Origin of the sequence: Vogesella margarita, assembly GCF_028548475.1 — a bacterium.
GTDB lineage: Bacteria > Pseudomonadota > Gammaproteobacteria > Burkholderiales > Chromobacteriaceae > Vogesella > Vogesella margarita.
Window position 1 is genome coordinate 175184 of sequence record NZ_JAQQLE010000002.1, and the last position, 22541, is coordinate 197724.

Consider the following 22541-nt stretch of genomic DNA (forward strand, 5'->3'; position numbering starts at 1 on the left):
ACGTAGCAGCGTGGCGGTTTTTTTGCGGCCAACGTTGGCCGCATCAGGGCGGCGCGGCCTAGCGGTACAGCGCCGCCAGCGTGCGCGCCGCGGTGCCGGGGTCGGCCTGCTCGAACAGGCCGCCGATCACCGCGATGGCGTCGGCGCCGGCGGCGACCACCGCGCCGGCGTTGGCGGCGGTGATGCCGCCGATGGCGACGCGCGGCACGCCGAGGCTGGCGGCCTCGGCGAACAGTGACAGCGGCGCCGCCACCGCGCCGGGCTTGGTGGCGGACGGGAACACCGCACCGAAGGCGACGTAGCTGGCGCCGGCGGCCACCGCCGCGCGTGCCAGCTCCAGGCTGTCGTAGCAGCTGGCGCCGACGATGGCGCCGGGGGCGAGCGCGGCGCGGGCGGCGGCGATGTCGGCGTCGTCGCGGCCAACGTGCACGCCGTCGGCGCCCACCGCGCGCGCCAGCTCGACGTCGTCGTTGACGATGAACAGCGCGTTGCGGCTGCGCGCCAGGCTGGCCAGGATATTGGCCTGCCACAGCCGGCGCACGGTGTCGCTGCCCTTGTTGCGGTATTGCAGGATGCGCGCGCCGCCGTCGAGCACGGCGCCGACCTGCTCGATCAGACGTTCGCTGTCGTCGGTGTCGGGGGTGATCGCGTACAGGCCGTTAAACGTTTGCATCTTGTTCCTTGTCGGCATCGTCGTCGCCGGCGTCGTCGTTGGCCCAGAACAGACGGTCGGGAATGAACTGGCCCATGCCGGGGCGGAAGCCGTAGCGCAGCGCCTGCCAGGTGTAGTCCTGCGCCTCTTTCACCGCCTCCGGCACCGCCAGCCCGCGCGCGACCAGCCCGGCGATGGCGGCGGCGAGGGTGCAGCCGGAACCATGGAAGCTGCCGTTGAGTCTAGGCCAGGTGTCGACGCGGATTTCGCCGCCCAGGTCGTAGAGCCGGTTTTCCACGTCGCGCGACGGCTCGTGGGTGCCGGTGATGAACACGTAGTCGCAGCCCAGCCGCGTCAGGCGTTTGGCGCAGTCGGCCACGGTCAGCTCTTCCTCGTCGTCGGCATCGTTGGCCGCCAGTCGCCGCGCCTCGATGCTGTTGGGGGTCAGCACCGTCACCTGCGGCAGCAGCACGTCGCGCAGCACGTGGATCATGTCCTCGCGCGAGAGCTCGTCGCCGGCGCCGCTGGCCAGCACCGGGTCGTAGATCAGCGGGATGTCCGGGTAGTCGGCGACCAGTTCGGCGATGGCGACCGCGTTGTCGATGCTGCCTATCATGCCGACCTTGAACGCGGCCACCGGCATGTCTTCCAGCACCGCGCGCGCCTGGTCGAGCACCCATTCGTCGTCGATGACCATGAAGTCCTGCACGCCGCGGGTGTCCTGCACCGTGATGGCGGTGATCACCGACAGCGGATGGCAGCCCATGCTGGCCAGGGTCAGGATGTCGGCCTGGATGCCGGCGCCGCTGGTGGGATCGGCCCCGGCCAGCGTCAGCACGATGGGCGGGAGAATGATGTCTTGGCTCAAGGCTTAACCTCTCTGGTCTCACAGGATTTACAATACGGATTTTAACCGAGCGAAGGCTTAACACTATGCAAACCTGGATGTGTCTGATCTGCGGCTTTATCTACGACGAAGCGGCGGGTCGCCCGGAAGACGGCATCCCGCCCGGCACCAAGTGGGAAGACGTGCCGATGAACTGGACCTGCCCGGATTGCGACGCGCGTAAAGACGATTTCGAGATGATGGCGTTCTGAGTGACGCCACGGCAAGAGGAAGATGAACATGGCTAACTGGCTGACCCGTACCGGATGTGTCCTGATGCTTAGCGCGGCCGTCGCCGGCTGCGTCAATACCACCGCCACCGGCGCCGTGGGCGCCAGCCGCAAGCAGCTGATGCTGCTGTCGCCGCAGGAAGTGGAGCAGGCCTCCGCGCAGTCCTATGTGCAGGAAGTGGGCAAGGCGCGCAGCGCCGGCAAGCTCAATACCGACGCCGCGTTGACCGCCCGCGTGCGCAACGTGTCGCAACGCCTGATCGCGCAAGTGCCGGTGTTCCGCGCCGACGCGCGCAACTGGAAGTGGGAAGTGAACGTCACCCAGTCCGACGAGCTGAACGCCTACGCGATGGCCGGCGGCAAGATCATGGTCTACAGCGGCATCGTCAACCGCCTGCGCCTGAGCGACGACGAGATGGCGGCCATCATCGGCCACGAGATCTCGCACGCGCTGCGCGAACACTCGCGCGAAACCATGAGCCAGGCCTACGCGCAGCAGATGGGCCTCGGCATCGTCGGCCAGCTCGCCGGCCTGTCGCAAGGCTCGATGGAACTGGCGGCGATCGCCACCGACGTGGCGCTGACCAAGCCCAACAGCCGCACCATGGAATCCGAGGCCGACGTCATCGGCCTGGAGCTGATGGCGCGCGCCGGCTACAACCCGAACGCGTCGGTGACGCTGTGGCAGAAGATGATGCAGAACGGTGCCGGCACCGGCCCGAGCTTCCTGTCCACCCACCCGTCCGGCCCGGCGCGCATCGACGAGCTGCAACGCCTGATCCCGCGCGTGATGCCGCTGTACAACGCCGCCCGCAAGGCGCGCTGAGCGATGCCATCCTCGCTTGATGCCGCGCTGCTGCAACAGCTGGAGCGGCACGCGCTGGCGCTGCCCGGCGTGGTGCTCGACATCAAGTGGGGCGGCGTGCGCGTGCTGCAGATCGAGGGCAAGATGTTCGCCACCTTCCACGACGGCGGCGTCGCGTTCAAGGTCGACGCCGACGACTTCCTCGCGCTGTGCGACCTGCCCGGCGTCACCCCGGCGCCCTACCTCGCCCGCGCCCGCTGGATCAAACTGCACACGCTGCAGAGCTTCAGCGTGGCGCAGATCGAGGCAAGGTTGGCCGCAGCGCGCCTCATCGTGCTTTCCCGGCTGTCAAAAGCCCTACGCGCGCAATACGGACTCTGAATGACCTACCTCTACATCAAGGCCTTCCACCTGTTCTTCGTGGTCTCCTGGTTCGCCGGCCTGTTCTACCTGCCGCGGCTGTATGTCAACCTGGCGTTGGCCGAGCCGGGCAAGGAGTACGACCGCCTGCTGCTGATGGCGTACAAGCTGTTCCGCTTCATGACACCGCTGGCCGTGCTGGCGCTGGTGTTCGGCCTGGTGCTGTGGCTGGGCTACGGCGTCAGCGGCGGCTGGCTGCACGCCAAACTGGCGCTGGTCGCGGTGCTGGTCGGCTACCACGGCTACTGCTACCGGCTGCTGCAGGATTTCGTGCAGCAGCGCAATCGCCGGAGCCACGTCTGGTTCCGTTTCTTCAACGAAGTACCGGTACTGCTGCTGCTGGCAGTGCTGATCCTGGTGGTGGTGAAACCGTTTTGATCAAGCTCCTGCTCCCCCTCGCGCTGGCCGCGCTGCTCACCGGCTGCCAGCAAGACTGCGACGGCCACGTCTACATCCTGGCCCAGGGCCTGGCCGCCGGCGACAGCGTGCCCGGCAAGATGACCCCGGCCCAGCTGCCGGCCGGCTTCCCGCGCAACCAGCTGTCGTCCGACGGCTCCTACGCCGGCCGCAAGGCCTACTGCAACGTCACCGCCGCGCGCAGCGACTATGTCGACAGCGCCCGCGCCGGCCGCATCGCCGTCCCCGGCGCCTGGTCGGTGTGGCAGACCGACGCGCGCTGGCCGGACGACGTGCACCCCTATCGCCCCGCGGACTGGCGCCTGAAAGCGCCGGCCCGTCTCGTCAAGGAAATGGAAAAACACAATGGCAGTGGAAATTGAACGTCGCTTCAAGGTAAACGGTGACGCCTGGCGCGGTCTGGCCGAGGGCGTGCGTTACCGCCAGGGCTATTTGTCGGTGGAAAAGGAACGCACCGTGCGCGTGCGCGTGGTCGGCGACCAAGCGTGGCTGACGCTGAAGGGCCAGATCAGCGACATCAGCCGCCACGAGTTCGAATACCTGATCCCGGTGGCGGAGGCGCAGACCATCATGGACGCGATGTGTCCGATGGTGGTGGACAAGCTGCGCTACCGCATTAGCTTCGGCGGCTTTGTGTGGGAGGTGGACGAGTTCTTCGGCGCCAACGCCGGCCTCGTGCTGGCCGAGATCGAGCTGCCGTCGGAAGACACCGCCTTCGACAAGCCGGACTGGATCGGCGAGGAGGTGACCTTCGACGGGCGCTTTACCAATGCTTATTTGTCGAAGAATCCGTTTGGGTCGTGGTGAGCGGCTGAGGTGGCGGCCTAGGTTGGCCGCAAGGTGAGATGGACAAGGGCAGGCCGGATGGCTTGCCTTTTTCTTATTTGAGAATGCGGCAAGCCGAGCATTTGCGGCACTTAATTGAAAGAAGGGGAAATGGTGTCCTGTGTTTCAGGGGATCCGTCCATTTCAATTCAGATCCCACCTGACACTCAGCGTGCCAATATATTTTGCCCTGTAGTCTTGGTCACTTAACTGGGCGGGTGCAAGGCCCATTTCGATCGCCAGATTTGAACGGGCAATGTAGACAAAAGGCAATCCAATTGTTCTATTGTGTCGGCCAGTAGACTGGCCGGCCATGAAGCCGACGCCGAGTCGCCATTCAGGATGAGAGAGAGCCCAGTCCTGTCGCAGGCCTAGGCCGAAAAAGTTGGCCTGATCCCCGTAAGAGTCCCTGTAGTGTCCTAAGCGGGCAAATATCTTTCCCCAGTTGTCTGTTTGTTTTGCAACTTCAAGACCAAGACCTGGGTTGAATTCGCGATATTCACAATTGTAGCGGCTTTGGTCGCAGCCCCAATGGCGCGAGGCCCCGAAAAAGAGCAATGCGGTGTCTGCGTACAGTGGCAAGCTGAACCCGGTGGCGCAGAGTAGCAGCAGAAATTTTCTGGTATAGGCACACATGGTATGACTCCTGCGGGAGGGGACATGCTTGCATTACTGCCGTTATGGATGAGTGCCGTTTGAAGTACAAGTAAAAACTGAAGAAACCATATTTGATAGGCTATTGGCATGAATTGCAGTCGACCTGGTCGTCGCAGCAACCGGAAACGGCCCGTTGTTACTCAACATGACTGCATGAGCAAGTGCGCCTTCTGGTGGGGCGGGCTAGGTGTTGCCGGTGAGGTCCAAGGTGCATGCAATGGCTAGTCGAGGTTGGCCTCAATCCTTGCCCAGCTTGCGGCCGACCTTGTCTTCGGCTTGTTAACCATATGGTGCTGGCCTGCACGTTTTGCTTGCGGAAGCAGGCTCGGCGTCAAACCAGAAGGCTCTACTGCAATTGCATGGTGAAAGACAGATTTTTGCCTGCGTGGCATTTGTATTTGCGCTGCGGCTGGTCATTACTGTGAAGGGGACACTTCACGGGGGCTTGCATCATGTCACGCACTACGCTTCTGGCCGGCACGCTGCTGGCTTCCTTGCTGGCGGCGCCGCTGGCGCAGGCCAACCATGCCTGGGGCAATTACCACTGGGCCCGTACCGGCAACCCGTTTACCGTGCAGCTGGGGAATAACGTCGACACTGACTGGCAGCCGCACCTTGACGGTGCGAGTTCTGACTGGAGCAAATCGACCGTGCTGGCCACGAAGATCGTGACCGGCGGCACTACCGCCAAGCGTTGCCGGCCGACCAGCGGCCGGGTCGAGGTCTGCAATGCGTTGTACGGCAATAACGGCTGGCTGGGGCTGGCGCAGATCTGGGCCAGCGGCAGCCATATCGTGCAGGGCACCACCAAGCTCAACGACAGCTACTTCAGGACGGCGAGCTACAACACGCCGGCCTGGCGCCAGCTGGTGATGTGCCAGGAGATCGGCCACAATTTCGGGCTGGGACATCAGGACGAGAACTTCAGTAATCCCAACCTCGGCACCTGCATGGATTACACCAATGACCCGAGCACCAACCTGTCGCCCAATGCGCACGACTACGACGAGCTGGCGATCATTTACAGCCACCTCGACGCCAGCACCACGCTGGCGGCGATGCCGGCGGCGATGGCCAATCTGGAGCTGGCGACCCCCGGACAGTGGGGGCGGCTGTTGCGCAGCCAGCGTGGCGGCATGGTGGAAACCTATGTGCAGGACTTTGGCCACGGCTGGCGCGTGTATACCCACGTGATCTGGGCGGAGGAGCGTGGTCATCGGCCGCATGACTGAGCCGCGTCGCGCACCGCTTAAGTCGCAAACGTTGGCCGCAAACCATGCCGGGTTTGCGGCCAACGTGCGTCCCACGCGTTTCCCGCTATCATGGCCGTATACCCGATAGCAGAAGGAAGCCCGCGATGCCTTACGTTGCCACCTATTCCGCCGCCGCGCCGGAGCGCGCCGAACTTGATGCCGGCAGCGGCACCCTGCTGCTGGAATTCGGCGTCGACTGGTGCCCGCACTGCCAGGCGGCGCAGCCGGCCATCGAACAGGCGTTGACGGAGCAGCCGGCGCTGACGCACATCAAGGTGGAGGACGGCGCCGGGCGGCGGCTGGGGCGCAGCTTCCGCGTCAAGCTGTGGCCGACGCTGATCCTGCTGCGCGACGGGGTGGAGGTTGGCCGCGTGGTGCGGCCGCTGACGGTGGACGAGGTGGCGCCGCTGTTGGCCTTGTGAGGTGACGCTGCCGCGGACTCGCCTTTGACGGTGCGTCGCCCTGCGGGTGACGTACCCTACCTGTGACGTCCCCTGCCGTGACGGGCTGGCGATCGACATGGCTTGCGGCCAACCTTTCGTTTTCATATCCGTGTCTTTTCGCGGGTTTCGTGGCCAAGGCCGCGTTGGTCTTGGTCCGTGTTTCCCGTGTGCTTCCGTGGCAGGAATCAACCCTGCTTGTCGCGACAACCCAAGCCCATCGCGCCGGCCGAACGCTGCGTTTCTGCCCGGTGGTGGCCTTGTGCGGCGATTTGCCGGACAATCCTGCGTCGATAACAGACGCCCGCGCAGGGCGCACGCTTCTGGATACAGGTCAACGCCGCGACGCGCGCACTGCCGTATCGTGACCGACAGGATTTTGCCGGGCTGCCACGGGTGGCCCGTTGCCCATTAGCCAGCGCGGCGTGCGACGCCGCCAGAAAGGAAAACGATGTCCCGCAATCTCGAACTGTTCGAACGTGGCAAGCAGGTGATTCCCGGCGGCGTGAATTCGCCGGTGCGTGCCTTTGGTCAGGTCGGCGGCACGCCGCGCTTCGTGAAGCGCGCCGAAGGCGCCTATTTCTGGGACGCCGACGACAAGCAGTACCTGGACTACGTCGGCAGCTGGGGCCCGGCCATTCTCGGCCATGCCCACCCCGAGGTGGTGAAGGCGGTGCAGGATGCGGCCGTCGGCGGCCTGTCCTTCGGCGCGCCGACCGAGGGTGAGGTCGAGATCGCCGAGGAAATCTGCAAGCTGCTGCCCTCGGTGGAGCAGGTGCGGCTGGTGTCGTCCGGCACCGAGGCAACGATGACGGCGATCCGTCTGGCGCGCGGCTTTACCGGCCGTGACCTGATCGTGAAATTCGAGGGTTGCTACCACGGCCACTCGGACAGCCTGCTGGTGAAGGCCGGCTCCGGCCTCCTGACCTTCGGCAACCCGTCGTCCGGCGGCGTGCCGGCCGACTGCACCAAGCACACGCTGGTGCTGCAGTACAACGACGTGCAGCAGCTGGCCGACACCTTCAAGGAGCTGGGCGACAAGATCGCCGGCGTGATCCTGGAGCCGATCGCCGGCAACATGAACCTGATCAAGCCGTCGGCCGAGTTCGTGCAGGCACTGCGTGCGCTGACCGAGCAGTACGGCGCGGTGCTGATCTACGACGAGGTGATGACCGGCTTCCGCGTGGCGCTGGGTTGCGCGCAGGGCCTGCACGGCATCACGCCGGACCTGACCACGCTGGGCAAGGTGGTCGGCGGCGGCATGCCGCTGGCGGCCTTCGGCGGGCGCGCCGACATCATGGGCAAGATCGCGCCGCTGGGTAACGTGTACCAGGCCGGCACGCTGTCCGGTAACCCGCTGTCGGTGGCCGCCGGCCTCGCGACCTTGCGCCTGATCCAGCAGCCGGGCTTCCACGACACCCTGGGCCGCCGCAGTGCAAGGTTGGCCGCGGGCCTCGCCGACGCCGCACGCGAAGCTGGCGTGACCATGACCACCGACAGCGTCGGCGGCATGTTCGGCTTCTACTTCAGCGACACGGTGCCGGCCAGCTACGCCGAGGCCACCCGCTGCGACATCACCCGCTTCAAGGCCTTCTTCCACGCGATGCTGGACGAGGGCGTGTACCTGGCGCCGTCGGCCTACGAGGCCGGTTTCATCTCCATCGCCCACACCGACGAGCTGGTCGAGCAGACCATCTCCGCCGCACGCCGTGCGCTGAGCCGCGTATAATCTTGCCCTGCCCAAGGTTGGCCGCATGCCCTTGACCGGGTGTGCGGCTTTTTTGTTTTTGTATTTCCCGATCGCCGCCAATGACCGATTTGTTTGCCGCCCACACCATTGATCAACTCGCACCGGCGCATCTGGCCGTGCTGCAGGCGCTGGCCTTGCTGCCGGCCGGCGAATCCAGGCCCAACCTGCTGACGCTGCTGCAGCTGAACCTGATCCGCGACGAGCAGGGCAAGGCGGTGAACAACGACAAGCTCGGCGAGATCCTCGGCGATCTGGAGCACCAGGGCTGGATCGTGCGTACCGCCGGTCTGCCCTACCGCATCGCGGCGGGCGCGCGCAATACCGTGCTGCTGCAGCTGCTGCACGACCGCCAGGAGCGCACCGCGTGGGACGAGCTGCTGACCGAGCACCTGTCGATGTCGCCGGCGGCGCGTGGCAAGCCCGATCTCGCGCTGATCCAGCTGCGGCTGTGGCTGGCGATCCTGCACGGCCAGGTCGGGGCGGCACAGGACTGGCTGCAGCGCTACCAGCAGGCGGCGGCACTGCACAGCGGCAGCCTGCCGCAGGCGCCGTTCAAGCGCCTGTTCGCCAATGCCGCCGGGCGCCAGCTGTTCGACCAGCTGGTCGACGACATCCAGGTACTGCTGCTGCTGGACTACCTGCCGGAGGCCAACTACCGCTTCGACACCTTCCGCGAGGGCTACCGCTACGCGCTGTCGCGGCTGGACGACGGCTACCGCGACTGGGACCAGCTCACCAGCCTGTTGATGCTGCAGTTCCTGTGGCGCGGCGACATCCAGCGCCTGCTGCAGGAGGCCGCCGCCGGCGAGGGCTTCGCCATCAGCAGCCTGTTCTTTTTGCATACCGTGTCCGGCCGCTACGGCGAGGCCCTGTCCACGCTGCAGCAGTGGCTGGACGAGCTGAAGGAGCAGACGCAGAAACGCAAGATCGAGCTGCCGGCCGACCTCAACGCCTTCCACTGCATCGCGCTCTTGGGCAGCCCGGACAGCCCGCAGCGCAGCAGCGCGCTGAAGCAGGCGATCAGCAGCGGCATCCGCCAGCACTTCGGCCACAGCTACTACGTGCTGCAGCATCTGGTGCTGCAGCACGAGGGCGGCGCCATCAGCAACAACCTGACCTTGCCGGACGCGTCGACGCTGGCCGGTGTCGACGGCCTGCTGCTGGCGCTGGCGATGTACTGGCTGGACGTGAAACAGGCGCGCACGCCGCAGTGGCAGGCGGCGCTGCAGAACTTCCGCGAGCAGATGCAGGACGAGGGCTACCTGTGGGTGGCCGCCGAGCTGGATGCGCTGCTGGCGGCGCAGTTCGGCCTGCCACGGCAGCAAGCAGAGTGGCACCGCCAGCACCGGCTGAAGCCGTTGCTGGAGGCGTTCCAGCGTCAGGAGGCATGGCAGCAGGCGCTGCACGCGCTGCGCCAGCTCGGCCCCAACAAGAGCGAGGGCCGCAGCGCGGCGGCGCAGGGCCAGACGCGGCTGGCGTGGCTGCTCAGCGCCGGCGCCCACGGCGTGATGCTGGAAGCGCGCGAGCAGAAGCGCTCGGCCAAGAACCAGTGGAGCCGCGGCCGCACCGTGTCGTGGCGCCGCCTGTTTGACGGCGGTGACGACCTCGACTACCTGCTGCCGCAGGACCAGCAGATCATCAAGGTGCTGCGCGCGCAGCACGAGCACCACTACCACGCCAGCAGCATCTACGAGATCGACGCCGAAAAGGCGCTGCCGCAGCTGGTCGGCCATCCGGCGGTGTACTGGAGCGACGCGCCGGATGTCGGCATCGACATCGTCGCCGGCAGCGTGGCGCTGCAGCTGCAGGAAAGCGGCGAGCAGATCCGCATCAAGCTGGTGCCGGGCAAGATCGCGCCGGACAGCGAGATCGTGTGGGACAAGGCGACGCCGACGCGGCTGGCGGTGTACAGCATCAGCAAGGAGGTGCGCCAGATCGCCACCATCCTCGGCAAGGAGCTGACCGTGCCGCGCGCGGCCAAGGCGCAGCTGCTGGAGGCGGTGCGCGACATCGCGCCGCTGGTGCCGGTGCACACCGACATGCCGGAGCTGGCGGCGCACATCGACAGCGTGCCGGCCGACGGCCGCATCTACGCGCACCTGCTGCCGCTGAGCGAGGGCCTGCGCCTGCAGCTCTTGGTGCGGCCGCTGCCGGGCGGAAACTGGTGCAAGCCCGGCGCCGGGCTGGAGAACATCGTCGGCGACATCGACGGCAAGGCGATCCAGACCCGCCGCAACCTGAAAAAGGAACAGAAGGCGCTCAAGAGCGTGCTGGCCGCCTGTCCGCTCTTGGCCGCCAGCGATAACGACGGCCAAGAGTGGCTGCTGGCCGATCCGCAGGCGGCGCTGGAAGTGCTGTCCGAACTGCAGGCGCTGGACAGCGAGCTGCTGGAATGCGTGTGGCCGGAGGGCGAGCGCCTGCGCATCAAGTCGCGCCGCGGCCTGACGCAGCTGAGCCTGGGCATCAAGCAGCAGGGCGACTGGTTCGTGCTCAACGGCGCGCTGAAGCTGGACGACGGCCGCGTGCTGCAATTGCGCGAGCTGCTGGAACTGATGCGCGAGGCGCCGGGGCGCTTCCTCAAGCTCGGCGACGACGACTGGCTGGCGCTGACCGAGGCGATGAAGAAACGGCTGGAAGAACTGGCGCTGCTGGCCGACCACGTTGGCCGCGACGGCCTGCACGTGTCGGCGCTGGCCGCCGCGCAGCTGGCGGAGCTGGCCGGCGAAGTCGGCGACTTCGACGCCGACGACGCGTGGCAGGCGCAGGCCGAGCGCCTGCAGTCGCTGCAGGCCTACCAGCCGCAGCTGCCGTCCACGCTGCAGGCCGAGCTGCGCGACTATCAGCGCGAGGGTTACGACTGGATGTCGCGGCTGGCGCACTGGGGCGTCGGCGCCTGTCTCGCCGACGACATGGGCCTGGGTAAGACGGTGCAGACGCTGGCGCTGCTGCTGTCGCGCGCGCCGGGCGGGCCGCAGCTGGTGGTGGCGCCGACCTCGGTGGCGCTGAACTGGCTGTCGGAGGCGGCGCGCTTCGCGCCGACGCTGAAGGTGCGCCCGTATCACCAGTTCCGCTCGCTGGCAGGGCTGGGGCCGCTGGACCTGGTGGTGGTCAGCTACGGCCTGCTGCAGCAGGACGCCGCCGCCTTTGCCACCATCGAATGGCAGAGCGTGGTGCTGGACGAGGCGCAGGCGATCAAGAACGCGGGCACCAAGCGTGCGCAGGCGGTGATGGACCTGCAGGCCGGTTTCCGCCTGGCCGCCAGCGGCACACCGGTGGAAAACCATCTCGGCGAGCTGTGGAGCCTGTTCCGCTTCCTCAATCCCGGCCTGCTCGGTAGCCAGGAACGTTTTGCGCAGCGCTTCGGCAACCCGATCGAGCGTGGCGACAAGGGCGCGAAGAAGGCGCTCAAGGCGCTGATCCAGCCCTTTATCCTGCGTCGTACCAAGACCCAGGTGCTGGACGAGCTGCCGCCGCGTACCGAGATCACGCGCAAGGTGCCACTGTCGGCCGATGAGCTGCACCTGTACGAGGCGATGCGGCAGCAGGCGGTGGCCAAGCTGGACGAGCTGCAGGGTGCCGACGGCAAGCAGATGCAGGTGTTGGCCGAGATCACCAAGCTGCGCCGCTTCTGCTGCCATCCGCAGCTGGTGCTGAAGGACAGCACCATCGCCGGCAGCAAGCTGGCGGCCTTTGCCGACATCGCCGACGAACTGCTGGAAAACGGCCACAAGGCGCTGGTATTCAGTCAGTTTGTCGATCACCTGTCGCTGGTGCGCCAGCATTTGGACGCGCGCGGCGTCGCCTACCAGTATCTGGACGGCACTACGCCGGCCAAGGCGCGCAAGGAGCGCGTCGACGCCTTCCAGCGCGGTGAGGGTGACATCTTCCTGATCAGCCTGAAGGCCGGCGGCACCGGCCTGAACCTGACGGCAGCGGATTATGTGATCCACCTCGACCCGTGGTGGAACCCGGCGGTGGAAGACCAGGCCTCCGACCGCGCCTACCGCATGGGCCAGCAGCGGCCGGTGACCATTTACCGGCTGGTGGCGGAGCACACCATCGAGGAGCAGATCGTGGCGCTGCACGCGGCCAAGCGCGACCTCGCCGACAGCCTGCTGGAAGGTGGTGACGTCAGCGCGCGCCTGGATTCGGAGGCGCTGCTGGCGCTGCTGCGCGGCGCCTGAGGGCAACGCCGTCCGCCGTGTCATGTAACTGGCATGGCGGGCGAGCTTGCTTGCGCTGGATCAAGTCGGAGCGTGCCGCTAGGCGTAGCATGAAATCGACCGCCTGTTTCAGGCAACGACCCACCGACAAGGAGCCTGCCCATGTTTCCAGAATTCCGCGACCTGATTTCCCAGCTGAAAACCGAAGACAGCCGCTTCAGCCGCCTGTTCGACAAGCACAACGAGCTCGACCAGCAGATCAAGAACATGGAAGCGCACATCGTCCCGGCCACGCCGCTGGAGATCGAGACTCTGAAAAAGGAAAAGCTGCAGCTGAAGGACGAGCTGTACGTGATCCTGAAAGAGGCCTCGGTCAGCGCCGGCTGATTGCTGCCGGAAATGAAAAAACCGCCTGTGCACAGGCGGTTTTTTTATGCCCGGTCGGCGGCTTAGCCGGCCAGTGCGCTCAGCAACGTATCCGGCTGCTGATGCTGGTCCAGCAGCAGGCGGATGCGGTTGAAGGTGGTGGTTGCCAGCTGCGGGTGCTTGGCGAACGGCACCAGGCCGTCGTGCGGCCAGCCGGCGGCCAGCAGCACCTGCTTGCGGAAGCTGCTGCCGGCGACGCCGCCGCCGCCCATCTGCATCAGCTGCTGTTCGATCAGCGCGTGCGGGAACGGGGTGCGGCGCAGGGTGCTGAAGTGATCCGGGTGTACTGCTTCGTCAAAGGCCATGTCTGCTCCTTATGTTGTTGCTGTTGTCATTTTTTGAGCATTGAACACCGGATTGGCGCCGCACGGCAAGTGCTGTCGCGGCGCGACCGGCGGCGCGGGCGCTTGCGGCCAACCTTGTCCTGCCCTGCAGGATGTAGTTTTACGCTTACGTAAGTCCGGCCTTACGTCACCGGTTTTTCCCTGTTTTTTTGTTTTTAGTGCAACAAATCCCTGTTTTTGGCGCAAAAACATGGTGTTGTTTGCGTTCCGACAGGCGCCGGTGAACCTTGCCGACTACAAATCGGCGACAATGGCGGACTCGGTTCCCCCTGTCCATCCCTGTTGTCGAGGTTTGTCATGTCGCTGCAAGCACCGTCCTATATTCAGCATTCCGAACTCATCGCCTGGGTTGCCCGAGTGGCCGCCCTGACCAAACCGGCCGCCGTACACTGGGTGGACGGCTCGGCCGAAGAAAACGAGCAGTTGCTGGCGCAAATGGTCAAGGCCGGTACCCTGACCCGCCTCAACCCGGCCAAGCGCCCGAACTCCTACGCCGCCTTCTCCGACCCGTCCGACGTGGCGCGGGTGGAAGACCGCACCTACGTCTGCAGCGCGCACAAGGCCGACGCCGGTCCCAACAACAACTGGATGGCGCCTGACGAGATGCGCGGCACGCTGAACGGCCTGTTCGACGGCTGCATGGCCGGCCGCACCATGTACGTGATTCCGTTCAGCATGGGCCCGCTGGGCAGCCCGATCGCCCACATCGGCATCGAGATCACCGATTCGCCGTACGTGGTGGCGTCGATGCGCATCATGACGCGCATGGGCCGTGCGGTGTACGAGGTGCTGGGCAAGGATGGCGATTTCGTGCCGTGCGTGCACTCGGTGGGCGCGCCGCTGGCCGCCGGTCAGGCCGACAAGGCGTGGCCGTGCAACCCGGACACCAAGTACATCGTGCACTTCCCGGAATCGCGCGAGATCTGGTCCTACGGTTCCGGTTACGGCGGCAACGCGCTCTTGGGCAAGAAGTGCTTCGCGCTGCGCATCGCCTCCACCATGGGCCGCGACCAGGGCTGGCTGGCCGAGCACATGCTGATCCTGGGCGTGGAAAGCCCGCAGGGCGAGAAGTCCTACGTCGCGGCGGCCTTCCCCAGCGCCTGCGGCAAGACCAACTTCGCGATGCTGATCCCGCCCAAGAGCTACCACGGCTGGAAGGTCAGCACCGTCGGCGACGACATCGCCTGGATCAAGCCGGGTGCCGACGGTCGCCTGTATGCGATCAACCCGGAAAACGGCTACTTCGGCGTGGCGCCGGGTACCTCGGTGAAGTCCAACCCCAACGCGATGGCGATGCTGCACGAGAACGTGATCTTCACCAACGTGGCGCTGACCGACGACGGCGACGTGTGGTGGGAAGGCATGAGCAAGGAGCTACCTGCGCACCTCACCGACTGGCAGGGCCAGGACTGGACGCCAGCCATCGCCAAGGAAACCGGCCGCAAGGCGGCGCACCCGAACGCGCGCTTCACCGTGGCCGCGACCCAGTGCCCGTCGCTGGACGAAGCGTGGAACGACCCGGCTGGCGTGCCGATCTCGGCCTTCATCTTCGGTGGCCGCCGCTCGTCCACCGTGCCGCTGGTGTTCCAGGCAGCCGGCTGGGCCGAGGGCGTGTACATGGCGGCGACCATGGGCTCGGAAACCACCGCCGCCGCCTTTGGCGCGCAGGGCGTCACCCGCCGCGACCCATTCGCGATGCTGCCGTTCTGCGGCTACCACATGGGCGACTACTTCCAGCACTGGCTGGACATCGGCCAGCGTGTCAGCCAGGCGCCGGGCATCTTCTGCGTCAACTGGTTCCGCACCGACAAGGACGGCAACTTCCTGTGGCCGGGCTTCGGCGACAATATGCGCGTGCTGGAGTGGATCGTCGGCCGCGTGCAGGGTCGCGCCGAGGCGGTGTCCGGGCCGCTGGGCTGGGTGCCGGAACACGGTCACCTGAACTGGGACGGGCTGGACGAGGTCACCGCCGAGCGCTTTGCCGCGCTGATGACGCTGGACCATGCCACCTGGCAGCACGAGCTGGCGGCGCACGACGAGTGGTTCGCCAAGCTGGCCGACCGCCTGCCGCCGGCCCTGGCGGCGCAGCGTACCCGCCTCAGCGCGGCGCTGATCGCCTGACGCACGGCGTGACCACACAAAACGGCTGCCCGCGGGCAGCCGTTTTTGTTTGCGGCCAACCTTGGCCGGCTGCGCTACAGTGCGATAAAGAAGTTGCGCCGCGATACGCTTAACGCTATTGTCATTGGCCCGTTTTATAACCTGTACTGGCATAAGCTTGCTGTTATGTCGGGAAAAGGAGTGTTCTTTATGCTGTCATGGTTCGAAAGCCGGGTGAATCCCTACCCGGAAACCCCGCCCGCGCAACCGCCGCAGGGCTTCTTTCCCTTCATCTGGGCGGCCACCGCCGGCACGCGGCCACTGATCCTGGCGATGACCACGCTCACCGCCTGCATCGGCGCCTTCGAGGCGCTGCTGTTCTCCATGCTCGGTTCCATCGTCGACTGGCTGGGCAAGGTGCCGCCGGCGCTGCTGTGGCAGGAGCAGAAGCACAACCTGCTGCTCTTGGCCGGCATCCTGCTGGCCAGCCCGCTGCTGATCGCCCTGCAGGCGATGTGCAAGTACCAGGGCCTGGCCGGCAACTTCCCGATGCGCCTGCGCTGGATCTACCACCGCCACCTGCTCGGCCAGAGCATGAGCTTCTACCAGGACGAATTCGCCGGCCGCGTGTCGGCCAAGGTGATGCAGACCGCGCTGGCGGTGCGCGACACGGTGATGATCGTCACCGACATCCTGGTGTTCGTGGTGATCTACTTCGTCACCATGATCGCGGTGGTCGGCAGCTTCGATCGCGTGCTGCTGTGGCCGTTCATCGCCTGGCTCGCGCTGTACGTGGCGACGCTGGCCTTTTTCGTGCCGCGGCTGGGCCGCGCCGCCAGCGCGCAGGCCGACGCGCGCAGCCTGATGACCGGGCGCATCACCGACGCCTACACCAATATCGCCACCGTGAAGCTGTTCTCGCACGGCCAGCGCGAGGCCGGCTTCGCCCGCGGCGCGATGCAGGAATTCCTGGCTACCGCCTACCGGCAGATGCGGCTGGTCAGCGGCTTCGAGATCGTCAACCACCTGCTGAGCATGCTGCTGATCGCCAGCACCGCCGGCGCCACGCTGTGGCTGTGGACGCGCGGCACGGTCGGCGTCGGCGCGGTGGCGGCGGCCACCGCGATGGCGCTGCGCCTGAACGGCATCTCGCACTGGATCATGTGGGAGATGTCCAGCCTGTTCGAGCACATCGGCACGGTGCAGGACGGCATCAACACCCTGTCGCGCGCGGTGGCGATCAAGGACGCGCCGCAGGCGCAGCCGCTCAAGGTTGGCCGCGGCGAGGTGCGCTTCGAACAGGTGTGCTTCAGCTACGGCGGTACGCGCACGGTGATCGACGAGCTGTCGCTGACCATCCGCCCCGGTGAGAAGATCGGCCTGGTCGGTCGCAGCGGCGCCGGCAAGTCCACCATCGTCAACCTGCTGCTGCGCTTCTACGACGTGGAAAGCGGGCGCATCCTGATCGACGGCCAGGACGTCAGTCAGGTGACGCAGGACAGCCTGCGCGCGCAGGTGGGCATGGTGACGCAGGACACTTCGCTGCTGCACCGCTCGGTGCGCGACAACCTGCTGTACGGCCGCAACGATGCCAGCGACGCACAGATGATCGCCGCCGCCGAGCGCGCCGAGGCGCACGAGTTCATCCAGACGCTGACCGACCCGAAGGGTCGCAGCGGCTACGACGCCCACGTCGGCGAGCGCGGCGTGAAGCTGTCCGGCGGCCAGCGCCAGCGCATCGCCATCGCGCGCGTGATGCTGAAGGACGCGCCCATCCTGCTGCTGGACGAGGCGACCAGCGCGCTGGATTCGGAGGTGGAGGCGGCGATCCAGCGCAGCCTGTACCGGCTGATGGAGGGCAAGACCGTGGTGGCCATCGCGCACCGGCTGTCCACCATCGCGGCGATGGACCGGCTGATCGTGCTGGACAAGGGCCGCATCGTGGAGGAAGGCGACCACGCCAGCCTGCTGGCGCGCGGCGGTCTGTACGCGCGGCTGTGGGCGCACCAGAGCGGCGGTTTCCTCGGCGAGGAGGCGGAGGACGACGAGACGGCGTTCAGCCTGGGTTGAGTCTGGGCTGAACGCGGTGTCAACCAGAACGGCGGGGGCTCCCCGCCGTTTTGCATGCCGTGGCCTACAGTGGCTGGCCGCTGATCTGTTTCGCCAGCTCGATCGCCTTCAGCGTGGCGGCGACATCGCCCTGCACCCCGGCCTTGGCGTACCAGCGGATCGCGCTTTCCAGGTCGCGGCGTACGCCGTGGCCGAACTCGTACATGCTGGCGATCAGGTATTGCGCGCCGGCGTCGCCCTGTTCCGCGGCGCGTTCATACCAGTAGGCGGCGCGGCCGTAATCCTGTGGCGCACCGCGGCCGAGAAAGAACTGGGTACCAAGGTCGATCTGCGCCACGATCAGGCCATGGTTGGCCGCACGGTCGAACCAGTAGGTGGCGCGCGTCAGCGACTTGGGCACCGCGTCGCCGTTTTCGTAGAGGATGCCCAGCGCGTGCTCGGCCTGCGGCAGCTGCTGCTCGGCGGCGCGGCGCAGCCAGTACAGCGCCTTGGGCTTGCTGGTGGCGACGGCCTCGCCGCGCCAGTACAGCATCGCCAGGTTGAAGGCGGCGACCCGGTCGCCGGCGTCGGCCGCCTCCTCGAAGTGCTGGCGCGCGCTGGCCAGCTTGCCGTCGCGGTAGTCCTGCCAGCCGGGCACCGCTGGCGGTTCGGCGGCCAGGGCCGGTGTCGAGCCCAGTATCAGACACAGCAGCAAAGACAGATGTCGCATGGCGTCCCCCTTCCTGTCCGGACGCGGGGTCGGGTGCGCTTACAAGCCCCAGCGCCGGTAAATGGCGTCCAGCTTGCCGGCGCGCTGCAAGCGCTGCAGCGCACTGGCGAAGCGTTGTGCCCGCGCGCTGTCGCCCTTGGCGAAGGCGACGTAGCGCGGCATTTCCACCAGCGGGCGCGGCAGGATGCGTACCTGCTGCTCTGCCCGCTGTTCGCGCACGAAGTGCATCAGCTGCAGGCGGTCGCCGACGATCACGTCGATGCGGCCGGCCAGCAGCATGGCGACCAGCTGGCGCGGGTTCTGCGCGCTGCTGTCGCGCCTGAACGCGAAGCTGTCGAAGGCGGCCTCGTAGGAGTAGCCGCTGACCTGGCCGACGCTATAGGGCGCCAGGTCGTCCAGCCGCTGCCAGTCCGCCAGCGGGAACTTGCGCAGGGTCATGAACACGGTGGCGCCGCTGCGCAGCGGGCCGGCCAGCTCGTACTGCGCCCTGCGCTCCGGCGTGCCGGCGAACTGGAAGGCCATCTCGGCGTCGCCCAGCGCCAGCATCTGCTTCACCCGTGCCCACGGATACAGGCGCAGCTGGTAGTCGATGCCGGCCTCGCGCAGCACCGCCTGCACCACCTCCACGTCCAGCCCGCGCGGCTGCCGGTCTTCGCCGTACTGGAAGCTGTACGGTGCGAACTGCTCGTCGCCGACCACGCGCCAGCCGTCGGCCAGCGCCGGCAGTGCCGCACCCAGCAGCAGGCAGAACAGGAACAAGCGCACAGGCATCTCCGACGGTATCCTCATCTCATGCTAGACCATGGCCGGCACAATGACCGCGTCCGCTGGCGCGCACATTCAGCGGATCTTGTTCCAGTTGGCGATCGCTTCCTTGCGGTTGTCGGCCTGCGAGCCGATCGCCGAGCAGGTGCCCTGGCCGGCGTAGCGCGAGCACTGCACCCAGAAACGGCGCGAGCCGGCTTTGACCACCTCGGCGGGGGCGCCGCACTTGTGGCAGGGCTTGGGGGTGACAGGCGTGATGTCGCTCATGTTGGGCTCGCTGGATAAAGGAATGGGACGGCGATGATACCGCAAAGCCTGCGGCCAACGTGGCCGTCGGTGAGGCTGCTTGTTTCACTGTAGCCGCGGATGGCGCAGCCTGCACGGCGGCGGCGCCCGGTCGCCCCGGTACAGAAAAACGCCCCTGGCGCGGGGCGGCAGGGGCGGTGTCGGCAGTGCTGGGGGCTTACTGCTTGATCGGGTCGATGGCGATCTCGACGCGGCGGTTCTTGGCGCGGCCTTCGGCGGTGCCGTTGTCGGCTACCGGCTGGCTGGAGGCGTAACCGACGCTGCGGATGCGCGCGCTAGCGACGCCACGCTGCTGCAGCACCGAGGCCACGGCGGCGGCACGGCGCTCGGACAGGCTCTGGTTCAGCGCCTGGCTGCCGGTGCTGTCGGTATGGCCGGCTACCACCATGGTGGTATCGGCGTACTGGGCCAGCACGCCGGCCACGTCACCCAGCGTCTTCACCGCGCCGCTGCCCAGCGTGGCGCTGTTGGTGGCGAAGGTGATGTTTTCCGGCATCACCAGCTTGATCTGGTCGCCGACGCGCTGCACCTGCACCTGGCTATTGGCCAGTTTTTCGCGCAGCAGTTTTTCCTGGTAGTCCATGTAGGCGCCGACACCGGCACCCAGTGCGCCGCAGGCCAGCGCCGAGTTGCGTGCGCCTTTGCCGCCGTGGGTCAGCGCGCCGACGATGCCGCAGGCGGCGGCCGCGCCGAGGCCGTAGGTGGCGGTCTTGTTCATTTCGGTCTGGCCGGTCTGCGGATTGACGGCACAACCGGTAACGGCGACGGCGAGGCTGGCGATGGCCAGCGATTTGATGGAAAGCTTCACGGTAGTTCCTTTGCAAGCAAGGGTTTTAACAGGTAGGCGCCCGATGCGTGCCGGGTGCTGCTTATGATCCGGGTTGGCGGCCAGAGCCGGCATGTGGCCCTGCGGCCAACCTTGGTTTTAGCACGTCGGGTTAACAATTGCCGCGACGTGCGTCGTGTGCATACGGGCGTTTTACCACGGCCGCCGGGCGGTCGCAGCAAAAAATGCGGCGCGCCGGAGTGGCGCGCCGCGTTTTGACAGGGATCAGCGCTGCGGGTTCAGTGCAGGCCGAGCATGCTTTTCGCCACCGCTTCGGCGATCTTGATGCCATCGACGCCGGCCGACAGGATGCCGCCGGCGTAACCGGCGCCCTCGCCGGCCGGATACAGGCCGCGCACGTTCAGGCTCTGCAGGTCATCGCCGCGGGTGATGCGCAGCGGTGAGCTGGTGCGCGTCTCCAGGCCGGTCAGCACCGCGTCGTGCATGGCGTAGCCGCGGATCTGGCGGTCGAAAGCCGGCAGCGCCTCGCGCATCGCCTCCACCGCGTACGGCGGCAGGATGCTGGCGAGGTCCGTCATCTTCACGCCCGGCTTGTACGATGGCTCGACCTCGCCCAGCTGCGTGGAGGCTTTGCCGGCGAGGAAGTCGCCGACCAGCTGCGCCGGCGCCTCGTAGTTCTCGCCGCCGAGCTTGAACGCCAGCTCTTCCAGCTGGCGCTGCAGCGCGATGCCGGCCAGCGGGCCTTCGCCCGGGTAGTCTTCCGGCGTGATGCTGACCACCAGCGCCGAGTTGGCGTTGCGTTCGTTACGCGAGTACTGGCTCATGCCGTTGGTGACCAGGCGCCCCGGCTCGGACGCGGCGGCGACCACGGTGCCGCCCGGGCACATGCAGAAGCTGTACACAGCACGGCCGTTCTTGGCGTGGTGCACCAGCTTGTAGTCGGCGGCGCCCAGGATAGGGTGGCCGGCGTGCTTGCCGTGACGCGCCTTGTCGATCAGCGACTGCGGGTGCTCGATGCGGCAGCCGATGGAGAACGGCTTGGCCTCCATGTACACGCCGCGCGCGTGCAGCATCTCGAAGGTGTCGCGCGCGCTGTGGCCCAGCGCCATCACCACGTGGTCGGACAGCAGCTGTTCGCCGTTTTCCAGCACCACGCCGCGCAGCTGGCGCTTGTCGCCGTCGCCGTCCAGCAGGATGTCGGTGACCTTGTGCTCGAAGCGGATCTCGCCGCCCAGCTCGATGATGGTGGCGCGCATCTTCTCCACCATCGTCACCAGGCGGAAGGTGCCGATGTGCGGCTTGGCGACGTAGACGATCTCCTCCGGCGCGCCGGCCTTGACGAACTCGTCGATGACCTTGCGGCCGAGGTAGCGCGGGTCCTTGATCTGGCTATAGAGCTTGCCGTCGGAGAAGGTGCCGGCGCCGCCCTCGCCGTACTGCACGTTGGATTCCGGGTTCAGCACGTGCTTGCGCCACAGGCCCCAGGTGTCCTTGGTGCGCTGGCGCACTTCCTTGCCGCGCTCCAGCACGATGGGCTTGAAGCCCATCTGCGCCAGGATCAGTGCGGCGAAGATGCCGCAGGGGCCGAAGCCGATCACCAGCGGGCGGCACGGCAGCGTCGCCGGCGCCTGGCCGACGTAGTAGTAGTTCATGTCCGGCGTGGCGCTGACGTGCGGGTCGCCCTTGAACTTCTTCAGCAGCGCATCCTCGCCGGCGATGTCCAGATCGACGATGTAGATCAGCTGCTGCGAGGAGCGGCGCGCGTCGTAGCTGCGCTTGAAAACGGTGAGCGCGCGGATGGCGCTGTCGGGTACGCCGAGGCGGGCACAGACGGCCTCGCGCAGCGCGGAGTCATGGTGGTCAAGCGGCAGCTTGATTTCGGCGAGTCGCAACATAATCGGGCTTTCATGGGCGGCGGGTAGTGCCGCAAATCGTTGTCAAATCAACAGGGTGCGTATTGTAGGCGAGCGGCGTGCGGGTGTCAGCCGCAAGGTTGGCCGTACATCTTGCGGCCAACCTTGCGCGTCAGCGTTCCAGCTCGCGCGCGGTCAGCCACAGCCGGGTGTCGAACTCCAGCTGGTGGTAATCGGGCAGCATGTGGCAGCACAGCTGGTAGAACGCCTTGTCGTGGTTCTTTTCCTTCAGGTGCGCGAGCTCATGCACCACGATCATCTGCAGGAACGGTTCCGGCGCCTCGCGGAACAGGGTGGCGATGCGGATCTCGTTCTTCGATTTCAGCTTGCCGCCCTGCACCCGCGACACGAAGGCGTTGGTGCCCAGCGTGCCGTTGACCGGGTGCATGGTGTTGTCGTACTGCACCTTGGCCAGCGGCGGCGCGTTCTTCAGGTAGCGCTGCTTCAGCGCCATCGTGTAGTCGTACAGCGCGCGGTCGGTGGTGGCGTCGTGGCGGTCTGGATAGCGGCGGGCGAGCCACTGGCCGAGCTGGCCCTGGTCCAGCAGCGCGCGCACCTTGTCCAGCAGTTCGGCGGGATAGGCTTGCAGATAGGTCAGCGGCTGGCTCATGAGGGTAGTGCTC

Annotated in this window: 23 protein-coding genes; 13 read left to right on the forward strand and 10 right to left on the reverse strand. The window is 66.7% G+C overall.

Features of this window, described 5'->3' with window-relative positions:
• Positions 1-58: 58 nt before the first annotated feature.
• Both thiE and thiD read right to left on the reverse strand, forming a co-directional pair.
• Positions 59-673, reverse strand: coding sequence for a thiamine phosphate synthase (thiE, locus tag PQU96_RS03355; RefSeq protein WP_272770837.1), 615 nt, complete (start codon positions 671-673; stop codon positions 59-61).
• The gene (gene thiD, locus PQU96_RS03360; RefSeq protein WP_272770838.1) at positions 660-1520 is read right to left on the reverse strand and encodes a bifunctional hydroxymethylpyrimidine kinase/phosphomethylpyrimidine kinase; all 861 of its coding nucleotides are present in this window, start codon (positions 1518-1520) and stop codon (positions 660-662) included. The genes thiE and thiD overlap by 14 nt, the downstream gene beginning before the upstream one ends.
• A gap of 65 nt (positions 1521-1585) precedes the next feature.
• Between thiD and PQU96_RS03365 the strand changes: the two genes are divergently transcribed.
• From PQU96_RS03365 to PQU96_RS03390, 6 genes are read left to right on the forward strand one after another with little or no spacing between them, the layout of a single operon-like run.
• Positions 1586-1750 carry a rubredoxin gene (locus PQU96_RS03365; protein ID WP_047968505.1) on the forward strand — a complete coding sequence of 55 codons (165 nt, stop codon included), beginning with the start codon at positions 1586-1588 and terminating at the stop codon, positions 1748-1750.
• Positions 1751-1778: 28 nt separating this feature from the next.
• Positions 1779-2594: a M48 family metallopeptidase gene (locus PQU96_RS03370; protein WP_272770839.1), complete on the forward strand. Its 816-nt coding sequence runs from the start codon at positions 1779-1781 to the stop codon at positions 2592-2594.
• A 3-nt stretch (positions 2595-2597) separates the two neighbouring features.
• Complete coding sequence (locus PQU96_RS03375; RefSeq protein ID WP_272770840.1) at positions 2598-2954, forward strand: MmcQ/YjbR family DNA-binding protein; 357 nt, start codon at positions 2598-2600, stop codon at positions 2952-2954.
• The gene (locus tag PQU96_RS03380; RefSeq protein WP_272770841.1) at positions 2955-3371 is read left to right on the forward strand and encodes a CopD family protein; all 417 of its coding nucleotides are present in this window, start codon (positions 2955-2957) and stop codon (positions 3369-3371) included.
• Complete coding sequence (locus PQU96_RS03385; protein WP_272770842.1) at positions 3368-3772, forward strand: DVU_2496 family lipoprotein; 405 nt, start codon at positions 3368-3370, stop codon at positions 3770-3772. Before PQU96_RS03380 ends, PQU96_RS03385 begins: the two co-directional genes overlap by 4 nt.
• Positions 3756-4217: a CYTH domain-containing protein gene (locus PQU96_RS03390; RefSeq protein WP_272770843.1), complete on the forward strand. Its 462-nt coding sequence runs from the start codon at positions 3756-3758 to the stop codon at positions 4215-4217. Before PQU96_RS03385 ends, PQU96_RS03390 begins: the two co-directional genes overlap by 17 nt.
• A gap of 162 nt (positions 4218-4379) precedes the next feature.
• Here PQU96_RS03390 and PQU96_RS03395 read toward each other — a convergent pair whose 3' ends face one another.
• On the reverse strand, positions 4380-4871 hold the full coding sequence (locus tag PQU96_RS03395; RefSeq protein WP_272770844.1) for a hypothetical protein: 492 nt from the start codon (positions 4869-4871) through the stop codon (positions 4380-4382).
• Between the two features lie 473 nt (positions 4872-5344).
• Here PQU96_RS03395 and PQU96_RS03400 point away from each other — a divergent pair, with 473 nt between their 5' ends.
• The 5 genes from PQU96_RS03400 to PQU96_RS03420 all read left to right on the forward strand — a co-directional run bounded on the left by PQU96_RS03400 (position 5345) and on the right by PQU96_RS03420 (position 12885).
• Positions 5345-6124: a hypothetical protein gene (locus PQU96_RS03400; protein ID WP_272770845.1), complete on the forward strand. Its 780-nt coding sequence runs from the start codon at positions 5345-5347 to the stop codon at positions 6122-6124.
• Positions 6125-6249: 125 nt separating this feature from the next.
• Positions 6250-6567: a thioredoxin family protein gene (locus tag PQU96_RS03405; protein WP_272770846.1), complete on the forward strand. Its 318-nt coding sequence runs from the start codon at positions 6250-6252 to the stop codon at positions 6565-6567.
• Positions 6568-7036: 469 nt separating this feature from the next.
• Positions 7037-8314: a glutamate-1-semialdehyde 2,1-aminomutase gene (hemL, locus tag PQU96_RS03410; protein ID WP_272770847.1), complete on the forward strand. Its 1278-nt coding sequence runs from the start codon at positions 7037-7039 to the stop codon at positions 8312-8314.
• Positions 8315-8394: 80 nt separating this feature from the next.
• On the forward strand, positions 8395-12519 hold the full coding sequence (locus PQU96_RS03415) for a DEAD/DEAH box helicase (RefSeq protein WP_272770848.1): 4125 nt from the start codon (positions 8395-8397) through the stop codon (positions 12517-12519).
• A gap of 141 nt (positions 12520-12660) precedes the next feature.
• Entirely contained in the window at positions 12661-12885 is a 225-nt protein-coding gene (locus tag PQU96_RS03420; protein WP_189373179.1) for an HP1242/YdcH family protein, read from the forward strand.
• Between the two features lie 62 nt (positions 12886-12947).
• Here the strand turns inward: PQU96_RS03420 and PQU96_RS03425 are convergent, their stop codons facing one another.
• Positions 12948-13229: a hypothetical protein gene (locus PQU96_RS03425; RefSeq protein WP_272770849.1), complete on the reverse strand. Its 282-nt coding sequence runs from the start codon at positions 13227-13229 to the stop codon at positions 12948-12950.
• 336 nt (positions 13230-13565) lie between these two features.
• Here PQU96_RS03425 and PQU96_RS03430 point away from each other — a divergent pair, with 336 nt between their 5' ends.
• Together PQU96_RS03430 and PQU96_RS03435 are read left to right on the forward strand one after the other, a co-directional pair.
• Positions 13566-15389: a phosphoenolpyruvate carboxykinase (GTP) gene (locus tag PQU96_RS03430; protein ID WP_272770850.1), complete on the forward strand. Its 1824-nt coding sequence runs from the start codon at positions 13566-13568 to the stop codon at positions 15387-15389.
• Positions 15390-15578: 189 nt separating this feature from the next.
• Positions 15579-17438, forward strand: a complete 1860-nt coding sequence (locus PQU96_RS03435; RefSeq protein WP_272770851.1) for an ABC transporter ATP-binding protein — start codon at positions 15579-15581, stop codon at positions 17436-17438.
• A 64-nt stretch (positions 17439-17502) separates the two neighbouring features.
• On the opposite strand, the gene PQU96_RS03440 is transcribed toward PQU96_RS03435, so the two are convergent.
• From PQU96_RS03440 to PQU96_RS03465, 6 genes are all read right to left on the reverse strand, one after another.
• On the reverse strand, positions 17503-18147 hold the full coding sequence (locus tag PQU96_RS03440) for a tetratricopeptide repeat protein (RefSeq protein WP_272770852.1): 645 nt from the start codon (positions 18145-18147) through the stop codon (positions 17503-17505).
• Between the two features lie 39 nt (positions 18148-18186).
• Positions 18187-18918 carry a substrate-binding periplasmic protein gene (locus PQU96_RS03445; RefSeq protein WP_272770853.1) on the reverse strand — a complete coding sequence of 244 codons (732 nt, stop codon included), beginning with the start codon at positions 18916-18918 and terminating at the stop codon, positions 18187-18189.
• Between the two features lie 69 nt (positions 18919-18987).
• Positions 18988-19179, reverse strand: coding sequence for a Lar family restriction alleviation protein (locus tag PQU96_RS03450; RefSeq protein WP_272756334.1), 192 nt, complete (start codon positions 19177-19179; stop codon positions 18988-18990).
• A gap of 196 nt (positions 19180-19375) precedes the next feature.
• Positions 19376-20026 (reverse strand): YiaD family glycine zipper/OmpA-like lipoprotein, encoded by a 651-nt coding sequence (locus tag PQU96_RS03455; RefSeq protein ID WP_272770854.1) that lies wholly within the window; start codon positions 20024-20026, stop codon positions 19376-19378.
• A gap of 257 nt (positions 20027-20283) precedes the next feature.
• Positions 20284-21900, reverse strand: coding sequence for an NAD(P)/FAD-dependent oxidoreductase (locus tag PQU96_RS03460; RefSeq protein ID WP_272770855.1), 1617 nt, complete (start codon positions 21898-21900; stop codon positions 20284-20286).
• A gap of 130 nt (positions 21901-22030) precedes the next feature.
• Complete coding sequence (locus tag PQU96_RS03465; RefSeq protein ID WP_272770856.1) at positions 22031-22528, reverse strand: M48 family metallopeptidase; 498 nt, start codon at positions 22526-22528, stop codon at positions 22031-22033.
• Positions 22529-22541 lie beyond the last annotated feature (13 nt).

Excerpts from the sequence above, each read along its gene's own strand:
- thiE (WP_272770837.1), bottom strand. The coding sequence starts at position 673 with ATGCAAACGTTTAACGGCCTGTACGCGATCACCCCCGACACCGACGAC.
- PQU96_RS03365 (WP_047968505.1), top strand. The coding sequence starts at position 1,586 with ATGCAAACCTGGATGTGTCTGATCTGCGGCTTTATCTACGACGAAGCG.
- PQU96_RS03370 (WP_272770839.1), top strand. The coding sequence starts at position 1,779 with ATGGCTAACTGGCTGACCCGTACCGGATGTGTCCTGATGCTTAGCGCG.
- PQU96_RS03375 (WP_272770840.1), top strand. The coding sequence starts at position 2,598 with ATGCCATCCTCGCTTGATGCCGCGCTGCTGCAACAGCTGGAGCGGCAC.
- PQU96_RS03380 (WP_272770841.1), top strand. The coding sequence starts at position 2,955 with ATGACCTACCTCTACATCAAGGCCTTCCACCTGTTCTTCGTGGTCTCC.
- PQU96_RS03390 (WP_272770843.1), top strand. The coding sequence starts at position 3,756 with ATGGCAGTGGAAATTGAACGTCGCTTCAAGGTAAACGGTGACGCCTGG.
- PQU96_RS03395 (WP_272770844.1), bottom strand. The coding sequence starts at position 4,871 with ATGTGTGCCTATACCAGAAAATTTCTGCTGCTACTCTGCGCCACCGGG.
- PQU96_RS03400 (WP_272770845.1), top strand. The coding sequence starts at position 5,345 with ATGTCACGCACTACGCTTCTGGCCGGCACGCTGCTGGCTTCCTTGCTG.
- PQU96_RS03405 (WP_272770846.1), top strand. The coding sequence starts at position 6,250 with ATGCCTTACGTTGCCACCTATTCCGCCGCCGCGCCGGAGCGCGCCGAA.
- hemL (WP_272770847.1), top strand. The coding sequence starts at position 7,037 with ATGTCCCGCAATCTCGAACTGTTCGAACGTGGCAAGCAGGTGATTCCC.
- PQU96_RS03415 (WP_272770848.1), top strand. The coding sequence starts at position 8,395 with ATGACCGATTTGTTTGCCGCCCACACCATTGATCAACTCGCACCGGCG.
- PQU96_RS03420 (WP_189373179.1), top strand. The coding sequence starts at position 12,661 with ATGTTTCCAGAATTCCGCGACCTGATTTCCCAGCTGAAAACCGAAGAC.
- PQU96_RS03425 (WP_272770849.1), bottom strand. The coding sequence starts at position 13,229 with ATGGCCTTTGACGAAGCAGTACACCCGGATCACTTCAGCACCCTGCGC.
- PQU96_RS03430 (WP_272770850.1), top strand. The coding sequence starts at position 13,566 with ATGTCGCTGCAAGCACCGTCCTATATTCAGCATTCCGAACTCATCGCC.
- PQU96_RS03435 (WP_272770851.1), top strand. The coding sequence starts at position 15,579 with ATGCTGTCATGGTTCGAAAGCCGGGTGAATCCCTACCCGGAAACCCCG.
- PQU96_RS03440 (WP_272770852.1), bottom strand. The coding sequence starts at position 18,147 with ATGCGACATCTGTCTTTGCTGCTGTGTCTGATACTGGGCTCGACACCG.
- PQU96_RS03445 (WP_272770853.1), bottom strand. The coding sequence starts at position 18,918 with ATGCCTGTGCGCTTGTTCCTGTTCTGCCTGCTGCTGGGTGCGGCACTG.
- PQU96_RS03450 (WP_272756334.1), bottom strand. The coding sequence starts at position 19,179 with ATGAGCGACATCACGCCTGTCACCCCCAAGCCCTGCCACAAGTGCGGC.
- PQU96_RS03460 (WP_272770855.1), bottom strand. The coding sequence starts at position 21,900 with ATGTTGCGACTCGCCGAAATCAAGCTGCCGCTTGACCACCATGACTCC.
- PQU96_RS03465 (WP_272770856.1), bottom strand. The coding sequence starts at position 22,528 with ATGAGCCAGCCGCTGACCTATCTGCAAGCCTATCCCGCCGAACTGCTG.